This is a genomic window from Gemmatimonas aurantiaca T-27 (genome assembly GCF_000010305.1).
GTDB classification, from domain to species: domain Bacteria; phylum Gemmatimonadota; class Gemmatimonadetes; order Gemmatimonadales; family Gemmatimonadaceae; genus Gemmatimonas; species Gemmatimonas aurantiaca.
Genome location: NC_012489.1, coordinates 2,974,781 through 2,999,404 on the forward strand (window position 1 = coordinate 2,974,781; position 24,624 = coordinate 2,999,404).

General features: G+C 64.9%; 18 protein-coding genes. 6 read left to right on the forward strand and 12 right to left on the reverse strand.

Going from position 1 to position 24,624, the window contains the following annotated elements:
* Positions 1–12: 12 nt before the first annotated feature.
* Positions 13–483 carry a Cys-tRNA(Pro) deacylase gene (gene ybaK / locus GAU_RS13065; protein ID WP_015894351.1) on the reverse strand — a complete coding sequence of 157 codons (471 nt, stop codon included), beginning with the start codon at positions 481–483 and terminating at the stop codon, positions 13–15.
* 69 nt (positions 484–552) lie between these two features.
* Here ybaK and GAU_RS13070 point away from each other — a divergent pair, with 69 nt between their 5' ends.
* Both GAU_RS13070 and GAU_RS13075 read left to right on the forward strand, forming a co-directional pair.
* Positions 553–1,878, forward strand: a complete 1,326-nt coding sequence (locus GAU_RS13070; protein WP_015894352.1) for a DNA polymerase Y family protein — start codon at positions 553–555, stop codon at positions 1,876–1,878.
* 136 nt (positions 1,879–2,014) lie between these two features.
* Positions 2,015–2,257, forward strand: a complete 243-nt coding sequence (locus tag GAU_RS13075; protein ID WP_015894353.1) for a hypothetical protein — start codon at positions 2,015–2,017, stop codon at positions 2,255–2,257.
* Between the two features lie 89 nt (positions 2,258–2,346).
* Here GAU_RS13075 and GAU_RS13080 read toward each other — a convergent pair whose 3' ends face one another.
* The 3 genes from GAU_RS13080 to GAU_RS13090 all read right to left on the reverse strand — a co-directional run bounded on the left by GAU_RS13080 (position 2,347) and on the right by GAU_RS13090 (position 7,295).
* Entirely contained in the window at positions 2,347–3,969 is a 1,623-nt protein-coding gene (locus GAU_RS13080) for a PAS domain-containing sensor histidine kinase (RefSeq protein WP_015894354.1), read from the reverse strand.
* A gap of 133 nt (positions 3,970–4,102) precedes the next feature.
* On the reverse strand, positions 4,103–5,272 hold the full coding sequence (locus GAU_RS21015) for a GGDEF domain-containing protein (protein WP_169307679.1): 1,170 nt from the start codon (positions 5,270–5,272) through the stop codon (positions 4,103–4,105).
* Between the two features lie 232 nt (positions 5,273–5,504).
* Entirely contained in the window at positions 5,505–7,295 is a 1,791-nt protein-coding gene (locus GAU_RS13090) for an acyl-CoA dehydrogenase C-terminal domain-containing protein (RefSeq protein ID WP_015894356.1), read from the reverse strand.
* A 216-nt stretch (positions 7,296–7,511) separates the two neighbouring features.
* Here GAU_RS13090 and sppA point away from each other — a divergent pair, with 216 nt between their 5' ends.
* The gene (gene sppA, locus GAU_RS13095; RefSeq protein WP_015894357.1) at positions 7,512–9,428 is read left to right on the forward strand and encodes a signal peptide peptidase SppA; all 1,917 of its coding nucleotides are present in this window, start codon (positions 7,512–7,514) and stop codon (positions 9,426–9,428) included.
* Between the two features lie 10 nt (positions 9,429–9,438).
* Complete coding sequence (locus GAU_RS13100; RefSeq protein WP_015894358.1) at positions 9,439–10,500, forward strand: hypothetical protein; 1,062 nt, start codon at positions 9,439–9,441, stop codon at positions 10,498–10,500.
* 77 nt (positions 10,501–10,577) lie between these two features.
* On the opposite strand, the gene GAU_RS13105 is transcribed toward GAU_RS13100, so the two are convergent.
* Both GAU_RS13105 and GAU_RS13110 read right to left on the reverse strand, forming a co-directional pair.
* Complete coding sequence (locus tag GAU_RS13105; protein WP_015894359.1) at positions 10,578–12,776, reverse strand: TonB-dependent receptor family protein; 2,199 nt, start codon at positions 12,774–12,776, stop codon at positions 10,578–10,580.
* Positions 12,777–12,844: 68 nt separating this feature from the next.
* Complete coding sequence (locus GAU_RS13110) at positions 12,845–13,651, reverse strand: hypothetical protein (RefSeq protein ID WP_015894360.1); 807 nt, start codon at positions 13,649–13,651, stop codon at positions 12,845–12,847.
* Positions 13,652–13,780: 129 nt separating this feature from the next.
* Between GAU_RS13110 and GAU_RS13115 the strand changes: the two genes are divergently transcribed.
* On the forward strand, positions 13,781–15,247 hold the full coding sequence (locus GAU_RS13115) for an MBL fold metallo-hydrolase (protein WP_015894361.1): 1,467 nt from the start codon (positions 13,781–13,783) through the stop codon (positions 15,245–15,247).
* 115 nt (positions 15,248–15,362) lie between these two features.
* Here the strand turns inward: GAU_RS13115 and GAU_RS13120 are convergent, their stop codons facing one another.
* A complete protein-coding gene (locus tag GAU_RS13120; protein ID WP_015894362.1) occupies positions 15,363–15,893 on the reverse strand; it encodes a hypothetical protein in 531 nt (176 codons plus the stop codon).
* A 280-nt stretch (positions 15,894–16,173) separates the two neighbouring features.
* On the opposite strand from GAU_RS13120, the gene argJ reads away from it, so the two are divergent.
* Positions 16,174–17,361, forward strand: a complete 1,188-nt coding sequence (argJ, locus tag GAU_RS13125; RefSeq protein WP_015894363.1) for a bifunctional glutamate N-acetyltransferase/amino-acid acetyltransferase ArgJ — start codon at positions 16,174–16,176, stop codon at positions 17,359–17,361.
* Positions 17,362–17,411: 50 nt separating this feature from the next.
* On the opposite strand, the gene GAU_RS13130 is transcribed toward argJ, so the two are convergent.
* The 5 genes from GAU_RS13130 to GAU_RS22740 form a co-directional block, all read right to left on the reverse strand.
* The gene (locus tag GAU_RS13130; protein WP_015894364.1) at positions 17,412–18,302 is read right to left on the reverse strand and encodes a LysR family transcriptional regulator; all 891 of its coding nucleotides are present in this window, start codon (positions 18,300–18,302) and stop codon (positions 17,412–17,414) included.
* 232 nt (positions 18,303–18,534) lie between these two features.
* Positions 18,535–20,109, reverse strand: a complete 1,575-nt coding sequence (locus GAU_RS13135) for an amidase family protein (protein ID WP_015894365.1) — start codon at positions 20,107–20,109, stop codon at positions 18,535–18,537.
* A gap of 170 nt (positions 20,110–20,279) precedes the next feature.
* On the reverse strand, positions 20,280–21,335 hold the full coding sequence (locus GAU_RS13140) for an LLM class flavin-dependent oxidoreductase (RefSeq protein ID WP_015894366.1): 1,056 nt from the start codon (positions 21,333–21,335) through the stop codon (positions 20,280–20,282).
* Positions 21,335–22,324 (reverse strand): ATP-grasp domain-containing protein, encoded by a 990-nt coding sequence (locus GAU_RS13145; RefSeq protein WP_015894367.1) that lies wholly within the window; start codon positions 22,322–22,324, stop codon positions 21,335–21,337. The genes GAU_RS13140 and GAU_RS13145 overlap by 1 nt, the downstream gene beginning before the upstream one ends.
* Before the next feature lie 288 nt (positions 22,325–22,612).
* The gene (locus GAU_RS22740) at positions 22,613–24,523 is read right to left on the reverse strand and encodes a methyl-accepting chemotaxis protein (protein WP_169307680.1); all 1,911 of its coding nucleotides are present in this window, start codon (positions 24,521–24,523) and stop codon (positions 22,613–22,615) included.
* Between the last annotated feature and the right edge of the window lie 101 nt (positions 24,524–24,624).

Here is a 24,624-nt window from a genome sequence, read left to right on the forward strand (position 1 = left end):
CGGTTGGCGAGGCTACTCGCGCCCGATGGGCGCGAGTATGCCTTTGGTCAGAGTGAGCAGATCGGCCGGCGCCAGCGCAATCTCCAGACCGCGGCGCCCGGCGCTCACGTGAATACGATCGTACGCCGGTGCACTGTCATCGAGCACCACGGGCAACGCCTTTTTCTGGGCCAGCGGACTGATGCCGCCCACGATGTACCCGGTGGCTCGTTCGGCGGCGGCCTGTTCGGCCATCTTCGCTTTGCGGCCGCCCACTGCATCGGCCATCGCCTTGAGGTTCAGCATGCCCTGCACGGGCACCACGGCGCAGCACAGGCCCACACCTTCCACATCCACCACCAGCGTCTTGAAGACGGTGCGTGGATCGAGGCCCAGCACATCGGCGGCCTCCTTGCCGTAGGACTCTGCGGACGGGTCGTGCGTGTAGCTCAGCACCTCGTGCGACACCTTCGCCTTTCGGGCGAGCAGAATGGCAGGTGTCACGCGGCCCGCCAGCGCGGGTGATGAATGACGGTCGGCATATCGGTTCAGCTTAGCGGCTAGATTCCGGATGTGTCCACACCAGCACCCGACGTTCCGCGCCGTATCCTGCTCGTCGACGCCGACGCGTTTTTTGTCGCGGTCGCACGCCAGGAAGACCCGGAAGGTGCCGGCAAGGCCACCTTGCTCATCGTTGGTGGTCGCCCTGGGTCGCGCGGTGTAGTGTGCAGTGCGTCGTACGAATGCCGGGCCTACGGCGTGCGCTCGGCCATGCCGATCTCGCGGGCGCTCAAGCTGTGTCCGCAGGCCATGTGTGTCCCCGTGCCTCGGCATGTGTGCGGGACACGCAGCCGCGAGATTCAGGCTGTGCTGGCGCAGTTTGCCCCCGTGGTGCAGCCGTCCTCCATCGACGAGTGGTACTGCGACCTTGGTGGCACGGAAGCCCTGTACGGCCACGAGCCCCTCGAGGAAACGGCCCGCCGGATGCGGGAAGCCGTGTTCGCGGCCACGGGGCTCCGCGTATCCATCGGCGGCGGTACCTCGCGCCTGGTGGCGAAGATGGCCGTCGAGGTGGCCAAACCGAAACCCGGCACCGGAGCCACGGGGGTGCGCTGTGTCCCCCCGGGCACAGAGGCAGAATTTCTCAGCCGGTTCAAGCTCGCCGATCTGCCCATGGTGGGGCCGCGATTTGCCACCAAACTCGAGCGCATGGGACTCGAGACCATCGCACAGGCGCAGCAGTGGACGGAGGACACACTGGTACACCGCCTCGGTGACCGCGCAGGCCAGTGGCTGTCCCGACGCATTCGCGGACAGGACGAGAGCATTGTTCGGCCGCGTGACCGACAGAAACAGGTGAGCCGGGAAACCACCTTTGGCCGCAACCTGCACGAGGACGACGTGGTGGAGCGGGAGCTGCTTCGGCTCGCCGTGCGGGTCAGCGCCGACCTGCGTCGACAGGCCCTGCGGGCGCGGACCATCACCGTGAAGCTGCGCGACGGAGACTTCCGGACCCGATCCGCACAGCGCACCCTGTCGGGGTTCATCGAGTCCGAGCATTCCGTGGTCCGGGCGGCCAAGCCATTGCTGCGTCAAATGCGGAAGACGCGGCGAGCCCCGGTCCGCTTGCTGGGCATCGCCTTGTCGCATTTCGAGGATGACGAAGAGCCACGTCCAGCGGTTCAACTGGGGCTTTTCCCGTCGGCTTTCAAGGGGCCAGGAGCCTCGCCCCCTGACGCCGACGGGTCAGCCCTGAGCGACGAACCGACGGAAACACCCCGCGATCGGGCCCTGGTCCAGGCACTCGATCGCATCCGCGGCCGATTTGGGGCAGACGCCATCATCCCGGCGCGGCTGGTGGACCCGTCACGCGATACCGGGCCGAGGGTGGAAGAATGACCGACGCCTGTGTACTTTCTCCGCTGAGGATCTCCGGCGACTCGCCGGCCAGATCGAGGGCGCCATTTCCGGCGCCCTTCCCTTCGCTGTCCCCGCGCCGGCCTCCATCCGGTGCGCTATCCGTCAGGGTGTCTTCATGAGTGCCTCGTACGATCCGAACAAGCAGGGCTGGGGTGCGGCGGTTGTCACGTGCGTGTTCACGGGAGCGCTGCTCTTCGGAGCCTGGACGATCCACAAGAACACCTATCGCCATCCGCGTGACCCGATGGCTCAGCAGGTTTATCACGAGCGCGATGCGGCCAAGCATGGCGCCGCCGCCGGTGAACATGCAGCGCCTGCCGCCGACCACGCGGCGCCTGCGGCAGAAGCGAAGCACTAAGCATCTGCGTCTAATATGCACAGAGCGCCGTGTCTTCCTGAGACACGGCGCTTTGTCGTTCCACACACCGCAGGGCGTGCCCCGATGGGTCACACGATCGGCAGTGTGAACCAGAACTCGCTGCCCTGTCCCTGCTCGCTGTTCACACCGATCGCACCGCCATGGGCTTCCACGATACCTTTGGCGATGAACAAGCCGAGGCCGGAACCGGCCCGTAGCAGGCGCGGGGCCTGCCAATAGCGCTCGAAAAGACGTGGGACATCCTCGGGCGCCACGCCCGGGCCGGTGTCCCGCACGGCGATGCGGAGCATGTCATCCTGACGTTGTGCCGTCAGCGACACCGAACCACCGCGCGGTGTGAATCGCACGGCGTTGCCGAGCAGATTGGACAGCACCTGCCCCACGCGATGGCGGTCGGCCATCACCAGCGGCGCGTCGTCGTCGAAGGTGCGCGTGAAATCGAGCGCCGCTTCTGCCACCACCGGATCGAACACATCAGCGGCTTCCTTGAGCATCTCAACGGCCGGCACCGGTCGGCGCTCCACGCGCAAGCGGCCAGCCGAGATGCGCGAGACGTCCTGCAAGTCTTGAATGAGACCATCCACCTGACGCGCCGCGCCACGGATGGCTTCGACCTCTTCGCGCCCCATGATGCCTACGTCTTCCGCGCCGGCGGGCGTTTCACGTGACAGCACGGCTCCGGTGAGCATCACCACCGCGTTCACGGGATTGCGCAGGTCGTGCGACACGATGGCCAGCCTTTCATCGCGCTCACGCACCGCGCGACGGGACTCCTGGTAGAGGCGCGCATTTTCGAGCGCCAGCGCCGCGAGCCCCGCGAACTGGTCGGCCACATGCACTTCTTCCCGCACGTGGGACGCTCCGGCGCGGGTACGCACCAGATGCAGTGCCCCAATGGCGCGTCCACCGGCGCGCAGGGGCACCAGCAGCACGGCACTGGCCCCCAACGCCTCGGCGCGCGTGCGGGAGGCGGTATCGGGGAAATTGGCATCGAGCCACGCCGAGATATCGGTGATGCGCTGCGCCTCTGCTTCGTGGGCCACGCGCAGGGCGCTCGCAAACGGCAGCTCCGGACTCGACTGATCGCTGGCCCTGGCCACCAAGGCGGCGGTATCCTCGTGCCGATGCGGATCGACATGGGTGGCCGCAGCCCGTCGGATGCAGCCGTCGGGTGTGAGCAGTTCGAGCAGACTCCATTCGCCGAGCAACGGCACCGGTAGTTCGGCGATCGTGGCCATGGTCGATTCCACATCCAGCGATGCGGCAAGCACCCACCCCCCGGTGGCCAGCAGACGCTGACGCTCCTCCGCACGGCGGCGGTCACTGACGTCACGCAGCATCACCATGAAGGTGCGCTCGCCATCGATCGTCACCCGTGAGATCGACGCTTCGGCCGGAAACTGTTCGCCATTCTTGCGCAGGCCGGCGATTTCGCGACGGTCGGCCATCGTCCGGGCGTCGCTGGGACCTTCGGCAAACGTGCGCACATGACCGCGATGTACGGCGCGGGAAGCCATCGGGAGCAGGCGATCGAGCGGCTGTCCAAGCATGTCGGCTTCGGACCATCCGAAGATCTGCTCCGCGCCGCGATTGAAGCGGACGATACGGAACGAATCATCGAGAGCGATGATCGCGTCGGCGGCAATGTTGACAATCGCAGCCAACGCGGCGTGGGAATGTCTATCGGGCATGACCGAGAATACGGCCGGGAACGAGCCAAGGGCAGACGTGCGCTATCAGAAAATCATGTTCTTCGAGTCCGTGCACAAAAAAAACCGCCCCGGCAGGTACCGGGGCGGCTCTCACAACCAGCGCGGGTGCAACTCAGGCGGACCGCAGCAGCAGCGTCTCCGCCACGCAGACACGATCACGCCCATTCTGCTTGGCTTTGTAGAGGGCCTTGTCAGCCCGGGCCAGCCATTCGCCCACATCCTCGTGCATCTCGAGCTGCGCGACACCCACCGAGGCACCGATGGAGAATTCCATGGCCGGATGGGGAGCCGGCATGCCGGCCAACTGCTCCTGCAGTCGACGCGCCAGTGTCTGCGCCATCTTCCAATCGGTGTTGTGCAGGATGGCGGTGAATTCGTCACCACCGAACCGGCACAGCACGTCCGACTGGCGCAGGAACACACGGCCCAGTGCATTGGCCAGCGCCTGAATGGCCTGGTCACCGGCCTGATGGCCGTACATGTCGTTCACGAGCTTGAGCTTGTCGAGATCGACCATGAGCAGGACGACGGGCTGACGACCGAGCGAGAACATCTGCACGGCACGGGGCGCCATCATATCGAACAACTTGCGATTGCCGAGCCCCGTGAGCGGGTCGGTGGTGCTCTCCTTGCGCGCTTCCTCGAGTTGCCGGCCCAGACGGTCGAGGCGCGTGGCCAGCGACACATACTGTTCCTGCTGCTGCTCACGCCGCGCCTGCATGGCCGATTCGATAGCCAGTACGGCCCCGAGTACTTCCTGCTTGATGGAGCCCGTCTGCATCCGCTTGAGCGCGTTCTTGGCGCGCTCCATCTGCACGTCCGTGGTGTTGTCGGTGGTGTGGTCCACCTTCACCGCATTGTGCACGGTTTCGACACACGCCCACAGCGCTTCGCGGAGCTCGGAAATCGAAGCGTCGACGTAACGATGCTCTTCACGTCGCTGTTCGGTGACGGCACGAACGACACCATCCCAATCGCGTTCACCGATCCCCACCGACCCCTGTCCGTTCCCTTCCTGCAAGGCGTAACCCAGCGTCGCATGACGATGCCAGAGCCCAAACTCACGGGAACTCTCTTCGCCGGAACGATCCGGCAAATCGATGGGATAACGCGCGAGAGCGGTCAACATCCCACCGAGCGCGTCAAGGACGAGCCCGAGGCTGTCTTCCGCCGACTTCGTTGGTGGCGCCACAACGATCTCCGCCGTATTCCCGACAACGCCGGAAACGGCTTTCAGCACGGTATTGCCGGTCGCGCCGTTCGAACTTCCTCGTTCGGACACAGGGCGAGGCTCGGACAGGAGCTTCTTGAAGAACATGAGCAGGGTCTGAGGATGCCCTAAGGGATCGGCACAACTCCCGCCCAAGTTGAGTGCTCCCACACACATCGTCATTGCAACGTTACGGTGGGGGCCTTTTCGTCACGCTCCCGGCCCTCCGGGCGGTCCCCCGCCCGGAGCCCACACTGTCATTTCCTTCCGGTGACCGCGATCACCGACCCACCGACCGGCCCGGTCAGAACTCGGCGGCGTCGAATGCCATGATCGGCGCCGCACCCGACTGGATGGCGGCGAGCAACGTGCCGGTCTCGGGCAGCACGCGGGCGAAATAGAAGCGGGCCGTCTTCAGCTTCGCTTCCAGGAATCGACGATCGCCGGTGCCGGCCGCCAGCTTCGCTCCCGCCACGGTGGCCATTCGGAGCCACTGCCACCCCACGGCCACGTAGCCCATCAGGTGCAGATATTCGGTCGCGGCCGCACCGGCTTCATCGGGATTGGCGAACCCACGTTCGGCCAGCAGCATGGTGGCCTTCTGCAACTGATACAGGCTGCCACCGAGCGCCTTCGCGGCGTCTTCCAGTCCATCCACCGACGCGGCCGCATCGACATCGGCCTTCACCAGCTCGAAGAACCGCCGGACGAGACGGCCCCCTTCCATCGGCAACTTGCGCCCAACCAGGTCGAGCGCTTGCACGGCGTTGGTGCCTTCATAGATCTGCGCAATGCGGGCATCACGCACGTACTGCTCGATGCCGTACTCCTTGATGTACCCGTGCCCACCGAGGGTCTGCAACGCGATGTTGGTATTGTCGAACCCCTTGTCGGTCAGGAACGCCTTGATGACGGGCGTCATCAACTGCACCATGTCTTCCGCGTCCTGACGCACGGCCGCATCGGGGTGGCGATGCTCGAGATCGATGCGGATGCCAACCGCGTACGCCAACGAGCGCATGCCTTCGTTGAGCGCCTTGATGCGCAGCAATCCCTTGCGCACGTCCGGATGTACGAGGATGGGATCGGCCACGCCGCCCGCATTCTTCGGACCAGTGAGTGAGCGCCCCTGCAAACGCTCCTTGGCGTAGGCCAGCGCATTCTGGTACGCCACCTCCGACAAACCCAACCCCTGCAGTCCCACGGCGAGACGTGCGCTGTTCATCATGACGAACATCGCGCGCATGCCTTTGTGCGCTTCGCCGACCATCCAGCCCGTGGCGTTGTCGAAATCGAGCACACACGTGGCCGACGCCTTGATCCCCATCTTGTGTTCGACACTGCCGCAGGTCACGGCATTGCGGGCACCGACACCACCGTCTGCGGTGGGCAGGAACTTGGGCACGAGAAACAGCGAAATGCCCTTGGTACCACTGGGCGCATCGGGCAGCCGGGCGAGCACCAAGTGCACGATGTTCTCGGTGAGGTCGTGCTCACCCGCCGAGATGAAGATCTTCTGGCCGGTGATGGCGTAGGTCCCATCCGCCGCCGGCACCGCCTTGGTCGTGATGATGCCGAGATCCGTGCCCGCGTGCGCCTCGGTGAGGCACATGGTGCCCCCCCACGAGCCGTCGATGAGCTTGGGCAGGAAACGCTGCTTGAGCTCTTCGGAACCATGGCTGATCAGCGCACTGTAGGCCCCGTGTGAAAGCCCCGGATACATGCTGAAGGAGAGATTGGCCGAACAGAGCAGCTCCTCCATCACGAAGCGGGTCATCTCCGGAAGTCCCTGCCCCCCGTAGTTGGCATCGGCCGCCACGGCGGTCCATCCATCGGCGGCATAGCGCGCGTAGGCCTCCTTGAAGCCTGCCGGCGTGCGCACCTCGCCGCGATCGAAGTGCACCCCTTCGGCATCACCGCTCTGGTTGATGGGGAAGAGCACTTCTTCACAGAACGTCGCGCCCCCGGCCAGCACTTCGTCGATCATCTCCGGCGTGGCATCCTCGAACCCCGGCAACGCTGCAAGCTGGCCGATGTCGTGGACGTCGTGGAGCAGAAAACGGATATCGTCGAGTGGGGCCTTGTATGCGGGCATGTGGCGCGTTCCTCCAGGCGGGGTGGCAATGCACGGGCTGTGTGGAAGGTGGGCCCACTGTCGGCGGTCGGCAAGGGTTATTTGCGACGGAACCGTCATGTTTTTCCGGACTTTCGACGAGATGTGTGCAACACCGGTCGGTCTCCGGGTAGAATCCGGGGGTGCGGGGCCCGGGTGTGGTGCCTCCACGCACATCTCTCTCTGGGTGGAGCAGGCATGAAGCAGTTCTTCACGACCGTCGCCGCAGCGCTGACCGCCAATCTCGTGACCATCGCCGTAGGCGTGGTCCTGCTCATCGTGATCGCGGTGGGCTTTGCGGCATCAGCCGGGACACGTACGGCGGTCGAGGTGCGGCCGGGGTCCATTCTGGTGATCGATCTCGAGCAACCATTGGCCGACCAGGCGGCGCGGAGTGAATCGCGCGGATTGTTCGACGACGCGCTCACCACCGGCGTCTCGCCGTTGCCACTGCGTTCGGCCACGGTGGCCATCCGCGCCGCGGCCGACGACGATCGCATCGGGGGCATCCTGCTGCGTGGTACGGTGCTCAGCGATGGTGTGTCGTCGGGCTATGCGGCGCTCCGAGAGATGCGTGCGGCGCTCGAAGACTTCAAGGCGTCGAAGAAGCCCGTGCTGGCATACCTGGTCACGCCCGATGTGCGCACCTACTACGTGGCTTCGGCTGCGGATTCCATCACGCTCGATCCCTTTGGTTCACTGCTGTTTCCCGGCATGGCGTCCGAGCAGGTGTTTCTTTCGGGGCTCTTCGAGAAGTACGGCATCGGTGTGCAGGTCAGCCGCGTGGGGCGTTTCAAGGCCGCCGTGGAACCCTTCACGCGCAGCGACATGAGCCCCGAGAATCGGCTGCAGGTGGCGAGTTACCTGGGCGACATGTGGGCCGAGGTGAAGCGCGGCGTGGCGGACAGCCGCCAGGTGGACACCGTGGCGCTGCAACTGCAGGCCGACACGCATGGCATCCTGCTCCCCTCCGACGCACAGGACGCGAAGCTGGTCGATCGAGTGGGGTACTTCGACACCGTACTCGATGACTTGCAGCGCATCGTCAACACGGCCACCGGCGACACGGCACAGGGCACCGATTCCACCGGCAGGTCGCGCGAATCATCACGGGACTCCGAAATCGCGACCCTGCTGGAGCGCCCGCGGCTGCCACAGATCACGCTCGACGCCTATGCCCCATTGGCCATGAGCACCGCCCGCATGCCGAGCGCGAGTCAGGTGGTGGCGGTGGTGTATGCCCAGGGTGACATCGTCGATGGTGAAGGTGCCGAGGGGCAGATCGGCGGCGAAGCCCTGTCGCGCGAACTGCGCAAGGTGCGCAACGATGCCAAGGTCAAGTCACTCGTGCTGCGCGTGAACAGCCCGGGCGGCAGCGTGATCGCGTCGGAGCGTATCCAGCGCGAATTGGCACTGATCAATGCGAAGAAGCCCGTGGTGGTGTCGATGGGATCACTGGCAGCCAGTGGTGGCTACTGGATCAGCACGGCGTCCCGTCAGATCTTTGCCGAACCCAACACCATCACCGGATCGATCGGCGTGTTTGCCATCGTGCCCAACGTGAAGGGGCTGGCCAATCGCCACGGCGTCACATTCGACACGGTGAAGACCGGACGGTACGCCGACATTCTCACGCTGTCGCGGCCGCGCACGGAGGCGGAACTGGCGGTTCTCCAGCGCGGCACGGATGCGGTGTACGATGCGTTCATCGCCCGGGTCGCGCAGTCGCGCCGTTTGCCGGTGGACTCGGTGCGCGCTATCGCTGAAGGCCGGGTGTGGTCCGGCGCCCAGGCGTTGCGCCTCGGTCTTGTGGACTCGTTGGGCGGCCTCGATGCGGCGCTGCGCACAGCCGCTCGCCTGGCCCGCATCACAGGTGATTATGATGTCCGGGAGTACCCGCGCGTGAAGACCCCCACGGAACGGTTCACGGAGTTCTTCGAAGGGTCGCCCTCACCAGTGGCCGCACGGGTTTCGAAAGCCGTGACGGGCCTGTCCACGCAGGGCGCCGCCGGTGAACTCGCGCGCGATGTCGTACGCGAGCTCTCGCTGCTGTCGTCGTACAACGATCCGCGCGGCCTCTACGCGCGATTGCCGTTCATCCTCCGCATTCGTTAGCACCTCACTGATGTCTTTCCGTCCTTCGTGGTTGCACGTACACCCGCCGGTCCTGCCGCGCCTGCTGCTGGTTGCCGCCGCATGGGCCGCGCCGCTGCATTCCATACACGCGCAGACCAAGCCGACCGGCGTACCGGCCAAGCCCGCCACCAAGCCGGCCGCAAAACCATCCACCAAACCCGCCGACAGCACGCACGCCTATCCCACCGGAGGCACCTCCGCCGCCGCGCGCGCGCTGGCCGGCAAGCCAGCCCCTGTGTGGCCAGTGCCCGGCCCCGCACCACTGCCCGGTAGCATCCTGCCAGCCAAACGCATTGTCGCCTACTACGGCAATCCGTTTTCGAAGCGCATGGGCGCACTCGGCGAATATCCCAAAGACGACATGCTGGCCCGCCTTGATCGTGAAGTGGCCGCCTGGAACCGCGCCGATCCCTCCACACCGGTGATCCCCGCCCTGCACCTCATCACCACAGTTGCCCAGGGGGACTCCGGCAAGGACGGACGCTATCGCATGCGCCATAGCGACGCGCTCACGGAAAAAGTCCATGGCTGGGCGAAAGAGCGAAACGCCCTGCTCTTTCTCGACGTGCAGGTGGGGCTCAGCACCATTCAGCAGGAACTGCCGCGCCTCGAGACCTTTCTGTCGCGCCCCGATGTGCACCTGGGTATCGACCCCGAATTCTCCATGAAGGACGGCACACGCCCCGGCAAGAAGATCGGGTCCTATGATGCCGTCGACGTGAACTGGGTCATCGATCAGCTCGCGCGCATCGTGACGGAGAAGAAGCTGCCCCCCAAGATCCTGGTGGTGCATCGTTTCACGCGCCCCATGCTCACCAACGCGGACAAGATCAAGCGGGATCCGCGCGTACAGGTGGTGATCCACATGGACGGCTGGGGGCCGCCAAGTCTCAAGCGTGATTCCTACGCGGCGTACGTGTATGCCGAGCCGGTGCAATTCGCGGGATTCAAACTGTTCTACAAGAACGACATCAAGTATGGCGGCCCGATGATGACGCCGGCCCAGTTGCTGACTCTCACACCGAAGCCGTTCTACATCCAGTATCAGTAGACGGCCACCGAACAACGGGGCGCTGCGAAGATCGCAGCGCCCCGTTTGTCATTTCCCATCTCAACACGACCGCCGACTCAATCCCAGCGCAACTGCATGGTGAGTGTGACCCGACGAGGCAGCCCCGGCTCGAAATACCGATTGCGCGTGGCGTTCACCACGAGGGAGCTGGCATACCGTCGATCGAACAGATTGTCGATACCGATGGTGGGCGTGAGGCGTGCCCGCGCCAAACCGCCCCGATTCACCCGCGGCACATCCAGCCCGGCACGCCAGTTCCATACGGCATATCCGGCGGCCGTCACTGTGCCCGCGTCGGTGGCACTCGCATGCGATGCGGCCGTGAGTTCCACGGTGCTCCAAAGCCCCGCCGCGCGTGCGGTGGCAAACGATTGCAGATAGTGCTCAGGGACACCGGGAATCGCCTTGCCGGCAAACGATGTGGTGCCCACATCGTAGCGATCGAAACGAAAGCGCGACCAGGTGTACGCCGTCCCCACCTCGAGATGTGTGCTCGTCACCCGCGCGCTCGTCTCCGCGCCACGGCGCGACGTGCGCCCCGCATTGCGAAACGCACGCCGTCCCGGCTGGTTGGGCACATCAAACGGCACGAGTTCGTCGAGCACCGTGGCGTGAAACACCGACACATCGAGCCACACGCGCCCGCCAACCACCCGCTGGGTACCCACTTCCACGGTGCGTGTGCGCTGGGGATCGAGATTGGTATTGAGCCCCGCCGCACCGTCTTCCTGATTGGTCAGTTCGGTGACGGTGGGCGTTTCGAACGCGGTCGACAGATTGGCGTAGAGGCTCCACATCGGACGCGCGCGCCACGTCAATCCAAGCATCGGACTGGCAGCACGCAACGAGCGATCACCGGAATCATCGGCACTGGTGGGCGTGATGAAGCGATCACGCACCCCGAACTGCACGGCGTCCACGCGCAGGGCGGCACTCACATGCAAATGGTGCGGCGCTTCGAGTTCCACGCGCGCATAGCTGCCCACACTGCTCGCACGTTCCTGCTGGTCCAGACGAACGGCGCCACGTTCCACACCACGCACCGGGCAGCGCGCGGAGAGGGGTGCCGATGGAGCCAGGTCCGCACAGTTTTCGTAATTGAAACGATCGTCCACCTGACGCTGTGCATCCACACCCACGCCGAATCGCAGCGGCCACGGCGTGGCCGCGGTGCGCCAGGCGCCGTGCAGACTGCCCCCCTTCACCGCGCGATCCACCGCCACAATGGCGAAAGGCAGCGGATTGTCGAGGGTGCGGGTACCGGCAAACACCGATCCGCGCACATTGGCCTGCCCCATGACGCGTTCGGCGATCAGCGCCACCTGCGTCTGCCGAGCCGCCTTCCGTGATTGTTTGGTGATGTTCAGCGAATCCGGCAGGAGAGGACCCCGTGTCAGTTCGGCCAGCGTCAGTGCGCCCGTGTTTTCCGCCCGTGGTGCGTCGTAGCGCGTGGCCTGCAACTCCACCGTCGTTCCCTTGATGCGCGCCATGCCGCGCAGGAAAGCACTGGTGGCGTCGAGACGCGACCACTCGCGCAGTCCATCACCACGGGTGCGGGTGAAGGCGCCCAACCATTGGGCATCCTGCACGGTGCCTTCGCGATCCGCCGATCGCCCCGACAGGGTGACGTTGGCGCGCTGTAAACCACCACCATCCCAGAAGCGCGCATCCACGCCGAATGGCGCCGCCACCGCCTCACGCGTGCGCATGTCGATCACCCCACCGGCCGCATTGCCATACAGCGCCGCCGCCGTGCCACGCACGATGTCGATACGATCGATCGTCTCGAGGTCCAACCAGTCGATCGGCGTCTGTCCATCAGGCAACGACAGCGGCACGCCATCGCGCAATACGCGCACGCCACGAACTCCGAAGGCGGAACGGGCACCAAAACCACGCACCGCAATACGCGGATCCTGAGACGGATTCGCCCGATCCTGCACCTGCACACCGGGCACGCCGAGCAACAGGTCTCCCACACCCGTGCGGCGTTGGGCCGGACGCGCATGAAGCGGCGCGGTCGTGAGCGCAAAGGGCAATTCAAATGGCGACCGCGCGCCTTCGCGAGTGACACTCACCCGTATCGACTGCAGCGACTGCGCGGAGTCGGCCCGGGTGCTGTCACCGGCCTGCGCATGCAGCGGCGCGGAGTCGCCAAGCGCCAGCAGGGCTGCCGTCAGCAGGCAGGCAGTGATTCGATTGGCGCGCGTGCAACGGCGACGGCGCGGTAGGCGGAAGGGGAGCGCGGTAGGCACGCTGCGATCTACCGTCCGACCGCGGGATGCGGAACCCTCGAACGGCTGGTGGCGCCTGCGAATGTCCCCTAGAGAGCGCTTCCCGAGCAGGCGGCCTGGCGTTCATCGGGCCCCTGATCGAACAGCTCGCCCGTGCGCGAGCACACCACACCGGTGCTGCTGTCGCGCACCGCCATGAACCAATGCGACGCGGTGGCGTTGGATTTGACCACGACCTGACGCGGTCCCAGCGTCATGCCACGATCGGCGAGCTCCGTCCACGTCGCGAACCGCTGATTGAGCGTGCGAAACGCCGTCTGCTGCTCGTGCACCACCGACAGCGTGCTGGTGATCGCCGTCTTGCTGCGATCCGTCGACATGTCACCGCTGACCCGCACGGAACCAAAGCCCAGCGTGAGCAGCACAAATGCCACGACCAGACTGGTCACGACGATGTGATCCTGCCGATTGCGCGCCGTGCTGGGCGTGCCAAGCACTTTGCTGCGAGCCGCCGGTTTGACGGGAGCCTTGGCCGGCGTCTTGGGCAACGTCTTGGATGACGCGGCGGCCGTGGGCTTGGGTGCCTCCTTGCCGGCAAAACCACCGACGGACCGGCCGGCGGTATTCCCGGGCATCGAAAAGGCGCTAGCACCCTGCAACAGGGTGCCCTGTGCCCCGTGCTGCGTGCGCCCGTGCACCTGGCCCCAGGTCGATTTGCTCCCGTTTCCATTTGCGTTCGTATTCGCATTCGCCAATGACCGACCGGCGCCCGTCATCGGGGCTGGCTCGGGGCGCACCAGCGTGCGCGGGTCGGGCGTCGCCCCCAACGGCTTCTGGGACGCCACGAACTTCGAGGCGGCCAGAGTCGAGGGGCGGCGCTTGGGCGTAGTGGACATGGGAACACGTTATAAGCATCGGCAGCAATCGGGCATAGCTCCGGTGGCACGCCTGTCACTGGCCGGGAAAACATGCGAACTTTCAGGTGACGAGTTGTTCGTCACCTCATTCTGCTTCAGACGCTTCGTATGTTTTTTCGTCAGCTATACGACCAATCGCTCGCCCAGGCGAGTTACGTGATCGGCTGCCAGGCCACTGGGGAAGCCATCGTGGTCGACCCGTTGCGGGATATTGCGCCCTATCTCGAGGTGGCGCGCGCGGAAGGTCTGCGCATCACGCACGTCACCGAAACACATATCCACGCCGACTTCGTGTCGGGCGCCCGGGAATTGCGTGCCGCCACCGGTGCCCAACTGTTCCTCTCGGCAGAGGGTGGCACAGACTGGCAGTACGGCTATGCCGAAGCCGACGGGGCCACGCTGGTGCGAGATGGCTCGCAGATCATGGTGGGCAACCTGCGCTTCGACGTGATGCACACGCCTGGCCATACGCCGGAACACATCGCCTTCGTGGTGACGGATACGCCACGGGCCGCCGGACCAATGGGCATCCTGACGGGGGATTTTGTGTTCGTCGGCGATGTCGGGCGCCCCGATTTGCTCGAGCGAGCGGCCAAGGTGGCCAACACGATGGAAGCCGGCGCACGCACGCTGCTTCACTCGCTCGATCGGTTCCGCGCGTTGCCCGACCACCTGCAGGTGTGGCCCGGGCACGGTGCCGGATCGGCGTGTGGCAAGGCGCTGGGTGCGGTGCCCTCCACCACAGTGGGCTACGAAAAGCTGGCCAATTGGGCCGTCGCCGAGACCAACGAAGCGCTGTTTGTGGAGCAGGTGCTCGCCGGGCAACCGGAACCGCCGCGGTATTTCGCGGACATGAAGCGCATCAATCGCGAAGGCCCGGCGCTGCTCGATACCCGCACACCGCTCGAGATGCTGGATCCGGCCGATGTACTCGACCGCCTGCCATCCGACGAGGTGTGGGTGATCGACCTGCGCACCGCATCGGCGTTTGCCGACGCACACGTACCACGCACGCTGTCGGTGCCCTATGGCCGCAGCTTCAGCGGGTGGGTGGGATCACTCGTCCCCATCGCACGCGATGTGATCCTGCTTTCGACGATCGCGGATGCGGTCGATGACACTGGTCAGGCCGTGGCAGGCGCCCATACGCCGGCCGATGTGCGGCAGGCGGCCCACGACCTCATGGCGATTGGCTTCGATCGTGTGCAGGGGTGGACGAGCGCGCAGGGGCTACTCGGAGCGTGGGATTCGCGTGGACACAGCCCGTCGCGCATCCCGCAACTCACATCGGCCGCGTTGTCCGAGGTACCCGCGGAACGTGCCCCCACGATCATCGATGTGCGAGGCTTGTCCGAGTGGAGCGGTGGTCATCTGCCCGATGCACGCCACATTCCTCTCGGCGCATTGCCGGATCACCTCGGAAACATCCCCGCGGGTCCTGTTGTCGTGCAGTGCCAGTCGGGCGCCCGTTCGGCGGTGGCGACCAGTCTGCTGCACCGCGCGGGCCGCACCGATGCGGTCAATCTCGTGGGCGGCTATCAGGCCTGGCGCGCGGCGGGGCTCACCACGGTTTGATTGCCACAGTTTGTAGCCACGGTTTGTCCGTCACGGTCTGATCGCCGACGGCCGTGACACACGATCAGGATCGACGTCGCACGCACTCCATCGCGACGTCGATCCCGCCGTCGACTCAGTTCGCCGACAGGTCGCCGGTGATCTGACGGGCCAACAGCGCGCTGGCCGCTTCACGCTGCGCATCGGAGCCAACGCGCAGCAGGTCGACCGTAGCCAACAGTTCGTGCATGCGGCTGTCGCGCTGCGCCACACGGGTCATGCCCGTGAACAGCGGTGTCAGGGACTCGCCGCGGGTCGTTCCACCCTCGGAAGGCCACACCAGTCGCGGACCAGCCTGATCGCCCAGGGACGCCGCGAGCGCAGGATGTGCCCCTGCCGTCGGCAACCCGGTGCGCTCCGGGCCATGAACCGGGGGAAAGGTGTAGCGCACGCCGTGCACCAGGAACTCGCGCAGGGCCTCCTTGTTCACCGTGCGTGTACCAACGCCACACAATCCGGCTTGCTGCAGCCGCGCAACAGCACGGTGCACCGCACTGGTGCTGGTAGCGAGGGCGTTGGCGAGCGGCTCATACCGGTCCTCAGGAACGAGGACGAGGCGCAGGGCCACCGCGATATCGAATGGGCGCAGCGAGGGCTGTGAAGGCACAGGCAGTCCGAGCTTGGTGAATCAGGAGTCCAAAACAGGACGGGCGGTCTGTGCAGTGTACCCATGTGCACAGCACCAACACGACTCACACCACCCGCTGCAGTCCCAGAAATTTAACGGCTCACCACATAAAATGACGACAAAACACGTTCTGGAATACGGCTTATCACCACGGCGTTAAGGGCGTCTTAAGGAAGACCGGGCTCGACCGCTGGCGCGCCTGCCGCCGCGCGGAATGTGGTGACTGGCGTGCGATGTCGAGCTCTTTCAGCTTTGAGGGATGTCCGATACCCCTGCCTTTCATGCCACGCCGATCTTCCCGCGTGGATTCCGTTGTGCCAGCCGCAATGTGGGCCTCAAGCCGACCGCCCGTGACCTGACGCTGTTCGTCAGCCAAGTGGACGCCGCTGCCGCCGCCGTGTTCACCCGCAATCACTTCCCGGGTGCCCCGGTGGTACTGGGTCGCGAGACCATCAAGGCCGGTACGGGCGGTACGCTGCGCGCGGTGATCGCCAACAGCAAGGTGAGCAATGTGGCCACCGGGGCGACGGGCGTGGAAAACGCGCGACGGATGGCCCGTGCAGCGGCGCAGGAGATCGGAGCCTCGGCCGACAAGGTGCTGGTCAGCTCCACCGGCGTGATCGGGGTGCGACTCCCCATCGAGAAAATCGAAGCGGGTGTGATCGGTATGACGGCGGACCTGCAGGACGATCCGATGGTCGGTGCGGAAGGCATCATGACCACCGACTCTCACCCCAAGGCGCTGTCGGCGTCGGTGGGCAACGCGACCATCACCTGGGTGGCGAAGGGCTCGGGCATGATCGAGCCGAACATGGCCACCATGTTGTCGTACATCTTCACCGATGCCGCATTCGATGGCCCCACGCTCGATCGGCTGCTACGGGCCGCCGTGAAGCCGTCGTTCAACATGTTGTCGGTGGACACGGACACGAGCACCTCGGACACCTGTGCCATTCTCGCCAACGGACTCGCGGGCTCGGTGGACGAAGCCGAGTTTCTCGCCGTGCTCACGGCTGGTTGTACGCGCATGACGGAGATACTCGCGCGCGATGGCGAAGGCGCGGAGCATCTGCTGCGGGTATCCGTGCGCGGTGCGCTCGACGACGGCGAAGCCTACGTGGTAGCGAAGAGTGTGCTCAACTCGCCGTTGGTCAAGACGATGGTGCACGGCGCGGACCCCAATGTGGGTCGGCTACTGATGGCGGTGGGCAAGTGTTTCTCCTGCACCATTCGCCCGGCCACCACGGATGCCTGGATCAACGGCTACCAGGTGGTGGCCAACGGCGAGCGTCTCGATTTCGACGATGCCATTGTGCGCGAAACACTCTCACGTGAAGTCGTGGACCTGGAGATTGCACTCGGCGTGGGCGACGGTGTGGCACGTGCCTTCGGTTGCGATCTCACCAAGGGGTACGTGGAAGAGAACGCGGCGTACTACTCGTCGTGATCACCGCGTGATGTGCCGCGCCGCAGGTGGTGAACGGCTACGGTAGTCGGTTACGACGCGCCGTTCACCACCTGCCGCACACAATCCACGAACGTCATCGCCACTTTGGACGGCGCGCGATCACGCGGCCACAGGGCAATGATGTCGCGCTCCAACGCCATGTCGGCGAGCGGTACCACCGCACAGCGCGAGGTGTTGTGTTTGGCCGCCGCCATCTGCGGCACAATGCTGAGCCCCATGCCGGCGCCCACCATTTCGAACACGGTGGTGAGCTGCGCACTGCGGCACACCACCGACGGATTCACCTGACGGGCGTCGCAGAAGCCGGCCACCTGTTCCCCCAGGCAATGCACGGGATCGAGCGTCACCGTGGGCGCGTCCTGCAACTGGGCCACCGTGATCTTTCCGGCGCGGGCGGCGGGGTGCAACGCTGGCACAGCGACCAGGAGCATTTCGCTGCCCAGCACATCCTGCGGTAGGGTGCCGAAGTCATATGGCAGCGCAGCAATCGCCACGTCGATGGCCCCTTCACGCAACAGGTCGACCAGCACCGCCGAGTAGTCTTCGCGCAGAACGACCCGTGCGCCGGGATGACGATGTTGCAAACGCTCGAGAGCGGCCGGCAACACATAGGGCGCAATCGTGGGAATGGCTCCCACGGTGATGCTGCCAAATCCCTCGGCCACTTCGCGTCGCACGGCTTCTTCGGCGGCCCGCACATCATCGACGATACGACGGGCGCGGGGATAGAGCCCCTTGCCCACATCAGTCAACGCCACGCCACGTCCATGGCGCTCGAAGAGTGTGGTGCCCAACTGCTGTTCGAGCCGCTGGATCTGCAGGCTGAGCGATGGCTGGGCGATGCCGATGCGTCGCGCGGCGCGGCTGAACGCCCCGGCATCCGCCACTTCGAGGAAGGCCCGCAACAGGGTGATATCCATAACACCTATATTAACAGCCTATCGGACATATAGAGTTTCCACGACTGCCACCTATGGAAATTCTCACTAGGCTATCTGAAGCGGGTACTTGGGGCCAGAATCCTGAAGAGTCCGCAGGGGAAAAGAAAGGAGGTGGCCAGGCAGGCGTTCGATTGCAGAGTCCAGATCCTCTGCATCGGCCTCATCTGGTCACCTCCTTCCTGCTGTCCCGCTGCCCGACGTTGCGGCGATGTTAGTTGGTCGCGCTGCTGCCGGCGCTCGCGCGATATCGCGGTGCCTTCCAGTGTTTGGTGGCTTGTTCGTAATCGTACACGAGCTGGATCAGTCGATACTCACTCCACGCCCTGCCGAAGAAGCTGATCCCGGCCGGCAGCGTGCCGCCCCGTGTGTAGCCCATCGGTACCGTGATGGCCGGGAATCCCGTGGTGGGTGAGAACACCTGACTGTTGTCGCCGTGCGGCGTATTGAGGTCGCCGATGAGCCGCGGTGGATTGCTCCACGTCGGATAGATCATCGCGTCGAGTTGGAGCGAATCCATCAACTGCGTGACGGCGGCGCGCACGGCGGCGCGCACCTGCTCGCGACTCTGACACCCCGGGTTGTCTTCCGGCATCTGGGTGGCGGCGGCCGCATCACGCAGACGCTGTTCCACGGTGGGATGAAAGCGCCGGCTGGTGATGATGTCATTGAGCGTTTTCACCGGCGCATTGGGCGCGCGTGCGGCAAAGTAGCGTTCGAGATCGGCTTTGAATCGATTGCAGCCTCCTTGCTGACGACGCTGGATGGCCTCCAGCGAATCGACGCGCACGGTGTCGAGCACCACCGCCCCGGCCTTGCGCAGATCAGCCATCGCGCGCTCGAACACGGTATTCACTTCTTTGTCGAGCGTGGGCCGCTCGTATGCCTGCCGCAACACGCCGATCCGTGCGCCCTTGAGGGCCCCACGCGTGAGCGCGGTGGTGTACTTCTCCGCTCGGCGATTGTTGGCCTGCACCGTCACGGTATCCGCCGGATCACTGTGAGCGATGACATCGAAGACGGCGACCGCATCGGACACTCGACGCGCCATAGGCCCCGCGATATCGGCGCCTTCGTTGAGCGGAATCACCCCAGCGCGCGAGGTCAGGCCCATCGTGGAACGGATGCCCACAAGTGCCTGATGCGCCGAGGGACCGCGAATGGAGTTCCCAGTATCGGTCCCGAGGCCCAGTGTGCCGTAACTCGCGGCCACGGCTGCGGCGGTACCACCACTCGAACCGGCGGTGACCCGATCGAGCGCGTAGGGATTGTGGGTGTAGCCCGGCAGAATGGAGCTCACCGTTTCGTAGGGCGTGAACGCCCATTCCGCGAGATTGCTTTTCGCGAGCACGATAGCACCGGCGTCCTTCACCTGTTTCACCATCGTGGCGTCCTGCGGCGGCTTCCAGCCTTCCAGTGCCAGTGAGCCGCCGGTGGTCTGCAGGCCGACGGTTTCGAAGTTGTCCTTCACAATGAGCGGAATGCAGTGCAGTGGACCAACGGGGCCGCGCGCCGCGTAGGAGGCGTCGAGCAGCTCGGCGGTAGCCAGGGCCTGCGGATTCAGCGTGACAATGGCATTGAGGGCCGGGCCCTTTTTGTCGAGCGAGTCGATGCGGGCGAGGTACTGGGAGACCAGCGTCTTGCACGTCAGACGACCGGATTTGAAGGCGGCCTGAATGGTCGCGATCGACGCGGTGTCGATGGGGAACGGACGGCGGGGCTGCGCTTCGAGCGCGGCGGCGTGTGTCGCCAGCAGCGCGATGGCGGCGAGAATGGATTGGCGGGGCATTCGGGAAATATGGCGCCGATTCCTCACGGTATCAGGAGGAGTCAGGAGGGAGTTGGAGAGGACGCAGATCAATAGGACCACGGTGGTCCTGCGAACTGCGTCCTCTCCAACTCCCTCCTGACTCCTCTAGAAACCGTGAGGCCGTGGCGCCGAGACCCGTGACGACGAGTCTAGGCCGCCACGCTCCGAACCCCATTCACCAACGGAATCACCTGTTCCGCAAATCGCTCCATCTCTTCCAACTGCGGACTGCACTGCAGCAACAACAGGTCAACCCCGACCTGCTGAAACGCACGAATCCGGTCAGCGACCTGCTCCGGCGTTCCCACCAGCCCGGCGCGCAGCGAACGATTCGACACCGAGTAGTCCTGCAGCGACACCTGCTGATCGAGCTGCGTGTTCGCGATCCAGTCCTGATAGTTGCCAAACCCCGGGGATCCTGGCGCGACGTTCGTGATGCGTTCGAGTTCGCGCTGCGCTTCGGCCTCCGTATCACGCACGATCACATATGCAGCCATACCGTGCAGCATCGGGCGCTGCCCCGTGCGTTCACGACGGGCGCGCATGTCGGCCACCTTGGGCGCAATGCGCTCGGCCGGATCGCCATGCATCACGTAGGCATCACACGCCCCCGTGATGAGCGTCTTCGCCGCATCCGATTCGCCGCCGGCATATAGCACCGGATGCGGACGGCTGCGACTCGCCACCGGCTTGGGCTCGACGATGAGATCCTCGACCTGGTAGTACTTGCCCTGGTAACTCAGCGCCTTCTGCGACCAGGCGCCGTGCAACACGTCCAGCCATTCGGCAGTGCGTGCGTAGCGATCATCGTGCTGGTCGAACTGCGTGCCATAGCGCCGCGCCTCGTCCTTCCACCAACTCGACACCACGTTGAGTGACAAGCGACCGTTGCTGATGCGATCGATATTGGCCGCCTGCTTGGCCAACGTGGCCGGATGATGAAACGTGGGACGCACCGCCACCATCAATTCCAGGCGCTGCGTCACGGCGGCCAATGCGGCGGCCGTACTCCACGCATCGAGCGCCGGCGCCTCGATGCCCTTGATGTCGTTCAGGAACAGCTCGGCGATGAGTGTGAGGTCAAATCCGATCTCCTCACTGCGACGTGCCAGACGCTGCACATAGGCCCAGCTCGCATCCATGCCCTCGTCGGGCACATTGCGCAGCCATCCACCGAAGACCGGAAGCCAATACCCGAAGCGCATCAGTGACCCGCCGCCGCAGGCACCAGCCCCGCGCGCTGCTCGAGATAGTCCACCAGCTTCGCAAACGGATCGAAACCAATCACGTTGACGGCGTCGGCCACGAAGTTCGACAACGCATTCACGTCGTAGAAGTAGTGCTGTCCATCGCGGTCATCCACGAGATACTCGATGCCGCCCACGTCGATACCAGCCGCCTGCGAGATGCGCTCCACCTGCGCGATGATCTCGGCCGGCGGATCGGCACGCTCCACGCGCATACCGCTCTTGGGAGCGTCCACCGCGCATGCACCACGCACCAGCTCCGCACCACTCGTGGTCTGGCACGCATCGGCCGGGCAGAGATCAAACGAGCCCACGGGCGGAAATACGTTGATCGCGTAGAGGTACTTGCCGTTCAACGTCTCCACACGCGTGATGTGCCCGTTGCGCAGCGGTGCCGCTTCCTGCACCAGCGCGGTGCCATCCACGCCAAGGTCCACGGTGCCGGCGGCCACGGCCGCTTCGAGCGCCTCGCGTGATTCATACTTCACAATGCCTGCACCGCTGCCACCAACGTTCGCCTTCACCAACACGGGATAACGCAGCCCCTCTGCGGCCTTCACGGCCTGCGAGGCGTGATTGATCGCGCGGGACTTTGGATACGGCAGACCGAGCGACTGCAGCAGATCGAGCTGCGTGGCCTTGGAGAGTTCGTTGCTGTACGCCTGCACACCGTTCACGATCGGCACACCGAGACGCTCGAGGTGACGCAACCAGTGCAGCGTGTGAAACGTGGTCTGTCCGTGGCCGCGCAGGTACGCCGACGGGCTCGCCCGATTGAAGGCCAGCGACCAGCGGGCTTCCGTTTCCGACGGGTCGAATACATGCGCAGCAGCATCGATCCGCTCATAGGGGATCCCCCGCGCGTCGAGCTCCGCAAACAGCGGCCGGAACCAATCCGGATGCTCGTGATAGATCGCGATGGGAAGAATCGACGGCGACGAAGACATATCCAGCTCCTGCAGCTCGCGGTGGCGCCGTCTCCGTACGACAATGCCCGGGCAACTGAAGAAGCCGCCCGGGCGTCGCGTTTTAGCTCGTTGTTTTACGTGGCGGCAATAGGCGGCAAATGACCACGAGTCGGTTGTCCCCTGAAATTGCCCTCATCCAATCATTTAGTCAAGCAGTGAGAGTTTCAACACTTTAGAGACATCACATTCTGCTACAAGGCACATTCCCCAAACGACTTACGTCGCCGCAGCGGCTTTTGAGACCACTGCGGCGACGTGTCGTTTGGGTCAGGCTACCGCGCGACGCCGGGCGTCGAGCGAGACCGTGTCCGGCAAACGCTTGCGCCAGTCCCGAGTCTTGAAGGCCTTCACCACCGCGGCGAGGTGCGTCGCCTGGCCCAGCAATTCTTCGGACGACGCGGCGCCTTCTTCCGCATTGCTCGCCACCTGCTGCGTGACTTCGTTCACGATGGCGATGCCATTCGAGATCTCGCCGGCCGCGCTCGACTGCTGATTGGCGGCGTGCACGATGTCCGCGATTGCGGCCGTGAGGCGTTCCACATGCTGCCGTGCAGCCAGAAGCTGTTCGCGCACCTGTTCTTCCCGCTTCACACCGCCGTCGACGTTCTGAATCTCCTCGTCGATCAGCGCAGCGGTCTGCTTCGCGGCTTCAGCCGAACGGATCGCCAGCGCCCGTACTTCTTCAGCGACCACAGCAAACCCACGACCGGCATCGCCGGCACGTGCCGCTTCGACGGCGGCGTTGAGTGCGAGCAGATTGGTCTGGAACGCGATCTCGTCGATGGTCTTGACGATGCGCTGAGTGGCATCGGCCGAGTGCTTGATGCGCTGCATGTCGGCGTTGAGGGCCTGCATGGTTTCCGCGCCTTGTTGCACACTGGCCTGCGCCTTCTCGGCACTGCTCTTCATGTCCGTCGCCTGCGTAGCCGCACGGGCTGCGTTGGCCGACAGTGTACCGATGGCGACGCCGACACGCTCCGCATTTTCCGCCTGCGATGACGCACCGATCGCCAACTGCTGGCTCGCGTCGGCCAGTTGACGCGCTGCGTCGTCAACCTGTTCGGACGCCGCACGGGCCTGACCCAGCGCATCGCCGAGCTGACCGATGGCGGTATTGAGCGACTCCTGCATGCGGGCAAACTCTCCCGCGAACTCGCCCTCCGTCTCCACTTCCAGGTTGCGATTCGCCACGGCATCCAGCACCCGACGGGCTTCCGTGAGTGGCACCGCCACGGCCGTCATCACGCCTTCCACACCCAGCAGCACTTCTGCGTAGCGTCCTTCCACACCTTGGCGATCGGCCTGCCCATTCAGCACACCCTTTCGCGCTTCACTGGCCAACCGGTCGATTTCACGCACCGTGTGGGCCACGGCATCCTGCGCCCGCAAGCAATTGCGCAACGACTCGCCGCATTCGTCGGCGATCTGATCGACCGCCTTGGCGACCGCACCGAGTTCGTCGTTCTCGGGATCATTGAGGTGGGCAATCGTATGCTGCTTGAGCGTGACCTGTTCGCCACGTGCCAGCGCCACGAGCGCATGCCGCACTTCTTCCACGCCTTGCTTCTGGAGCGTGGCGACCTGCTTCGCAATACGCGCCATGCGGCGACCGAGCACCTGCGCGATACGCCAGGCGTACGCGAGACCGGCAACGAAGAACACGGCGAACATGATCCAGATCAGGAGCGTGGCGCGCGAGAACTGCTGCGCCGTGTTCTGCTCCACCGACGTGCTGAGGGCCTGGATCTGATCCCCGAAGCGCTCCATGAGCTCTTCCACCTGCGTGAAGCTTGCCCGGAATCGCTCGAGCGATGCGGCACTTTCGCTGGCCGGTCGGCCAGCGACCTGCAGCACGCTGTCCGCGATCGCTTCGTAGCCGACGACGGCGGTGCGCAGTTCGGGCATCAACGCATCGATCTCGGGGCTGTTGATCAATGAATCGGTGGTGTTCAGCGATCCAATGAACCGCTCGGCATGTTCGGTGAGCGAGCTTTTTGCGCCCGTCACTGCCGCCGTGTCACCGCGTGCGCCCGCGAGGAGCGCTTCGAGCACGTCGCCGCGCATGGCGTCATGCATCATGTCACTATCCATCTGCAAGCGCTGAGCGGCATTGATATCCGTCAGCTCCGCGGTGGCCGACCGAGCAAGCCAGAGGGCGGCCTGCCCGGCAACTGCCACTGCAAGTATCCCGGCTGCGCCGAGCAGAGCCACTGCACGCAAACGCGCGCTGAGAGTCCGTAAACTGAACATTGAACCTTGAGACGAAGACCGTCACGTGT

What these genes read in the sequence shown, in the direction of transcription:
- GAU_RS13075 (WP_015894353.1), top strand. Translation starts at nt 2,015, where the DNA reads ATGAGTGCCTCGTACGATCCGAACAAGCAGGGCTGGGGTGCGGCGGTT.
- GAU_RS13080 (WP_015894354.1), bottom strand. Translation starts at nt 3,969, where the DNA reads ATGCCCGATAGACATTCCCACGCCGCGTTGGCTGCGATTGTCAACATT.
- GAU_RS13090 (WP_015894356.1), bottom strand. Translation starts at nt 7,295, where the DNA reads ATGCCCGCATACAAGGCCCCACTCGACGATATCCGTTTTCTGCTCCAC.
- sppA (WP_015894357.1), top strand. Translation starts at nt 7,512, where the DNA reads ATGAAGCAGTTCTTCACGACCGTCGCCGCAGCGCTGACCGCCAATCTC.
- GAU_RS13100 (WP_015894358.1), top strand. Translation starts at nt 9,439, where the DNA reads ATGTCTTTCCGTCCTTCGTGGTTGCACGTACACCCGCCGGTCCTGCCG.
- GAU_RS13110 (WP_015894360.1), bottom strand. Translation starts at nt 13,651, where the DNA reads ATGTCCACTACGCCCAAGCGCCGCCCCTCGACTCTGGCCGCCTCGAAG.
- GAU_RS13115 (WP_015894361.1), top strand. Translation starts at nt 13,781, where the DNA reads ATGTTTTTTCGTCAGCTATACGACCAATCGCTCGCCCAGGCGAGTTAC.
- argJ (WP_015894363.1), top strand. Translation starts at nt 16,174, where the DNA reads ATGTCCGATACCCCTGCCTTTCATGCCACGCCGATCTTCCCGCGTGGA.
- GAU_RS13130 (WP_015894364.1), bottom strand. Translation starts at nt 18,302, where the DNA reads ATGGATATCACCCTGTTGCGGGCCTTCCTCGAAGTGGCGGATGCCGGG.
- GAU_RS13135 (WP_015894365.1), bottom strand. Translation starts at nt 20,109, where the DNA reads ATGCCCCGCCAATCCATTCTCGCCGCCATCGCGCTGCTGGCGACACAC.
- GAU_RS13140 (WP_015894366.1), bottom strand. Translation starts at nt 21,335, where the DNA reads ATGCGCTTCGGGTATTGGCTTCCGGTCTTCGGTGGATGGCTGCGCAAT.
- GAU_RS13145 (WP_015894367.1), bottom strand. Translation starts at nt 22,324, where the DNA reads ATGTCTTCGTCGCCGTCGATTCTTCCCATCGCGATCTATCACGAGCAT.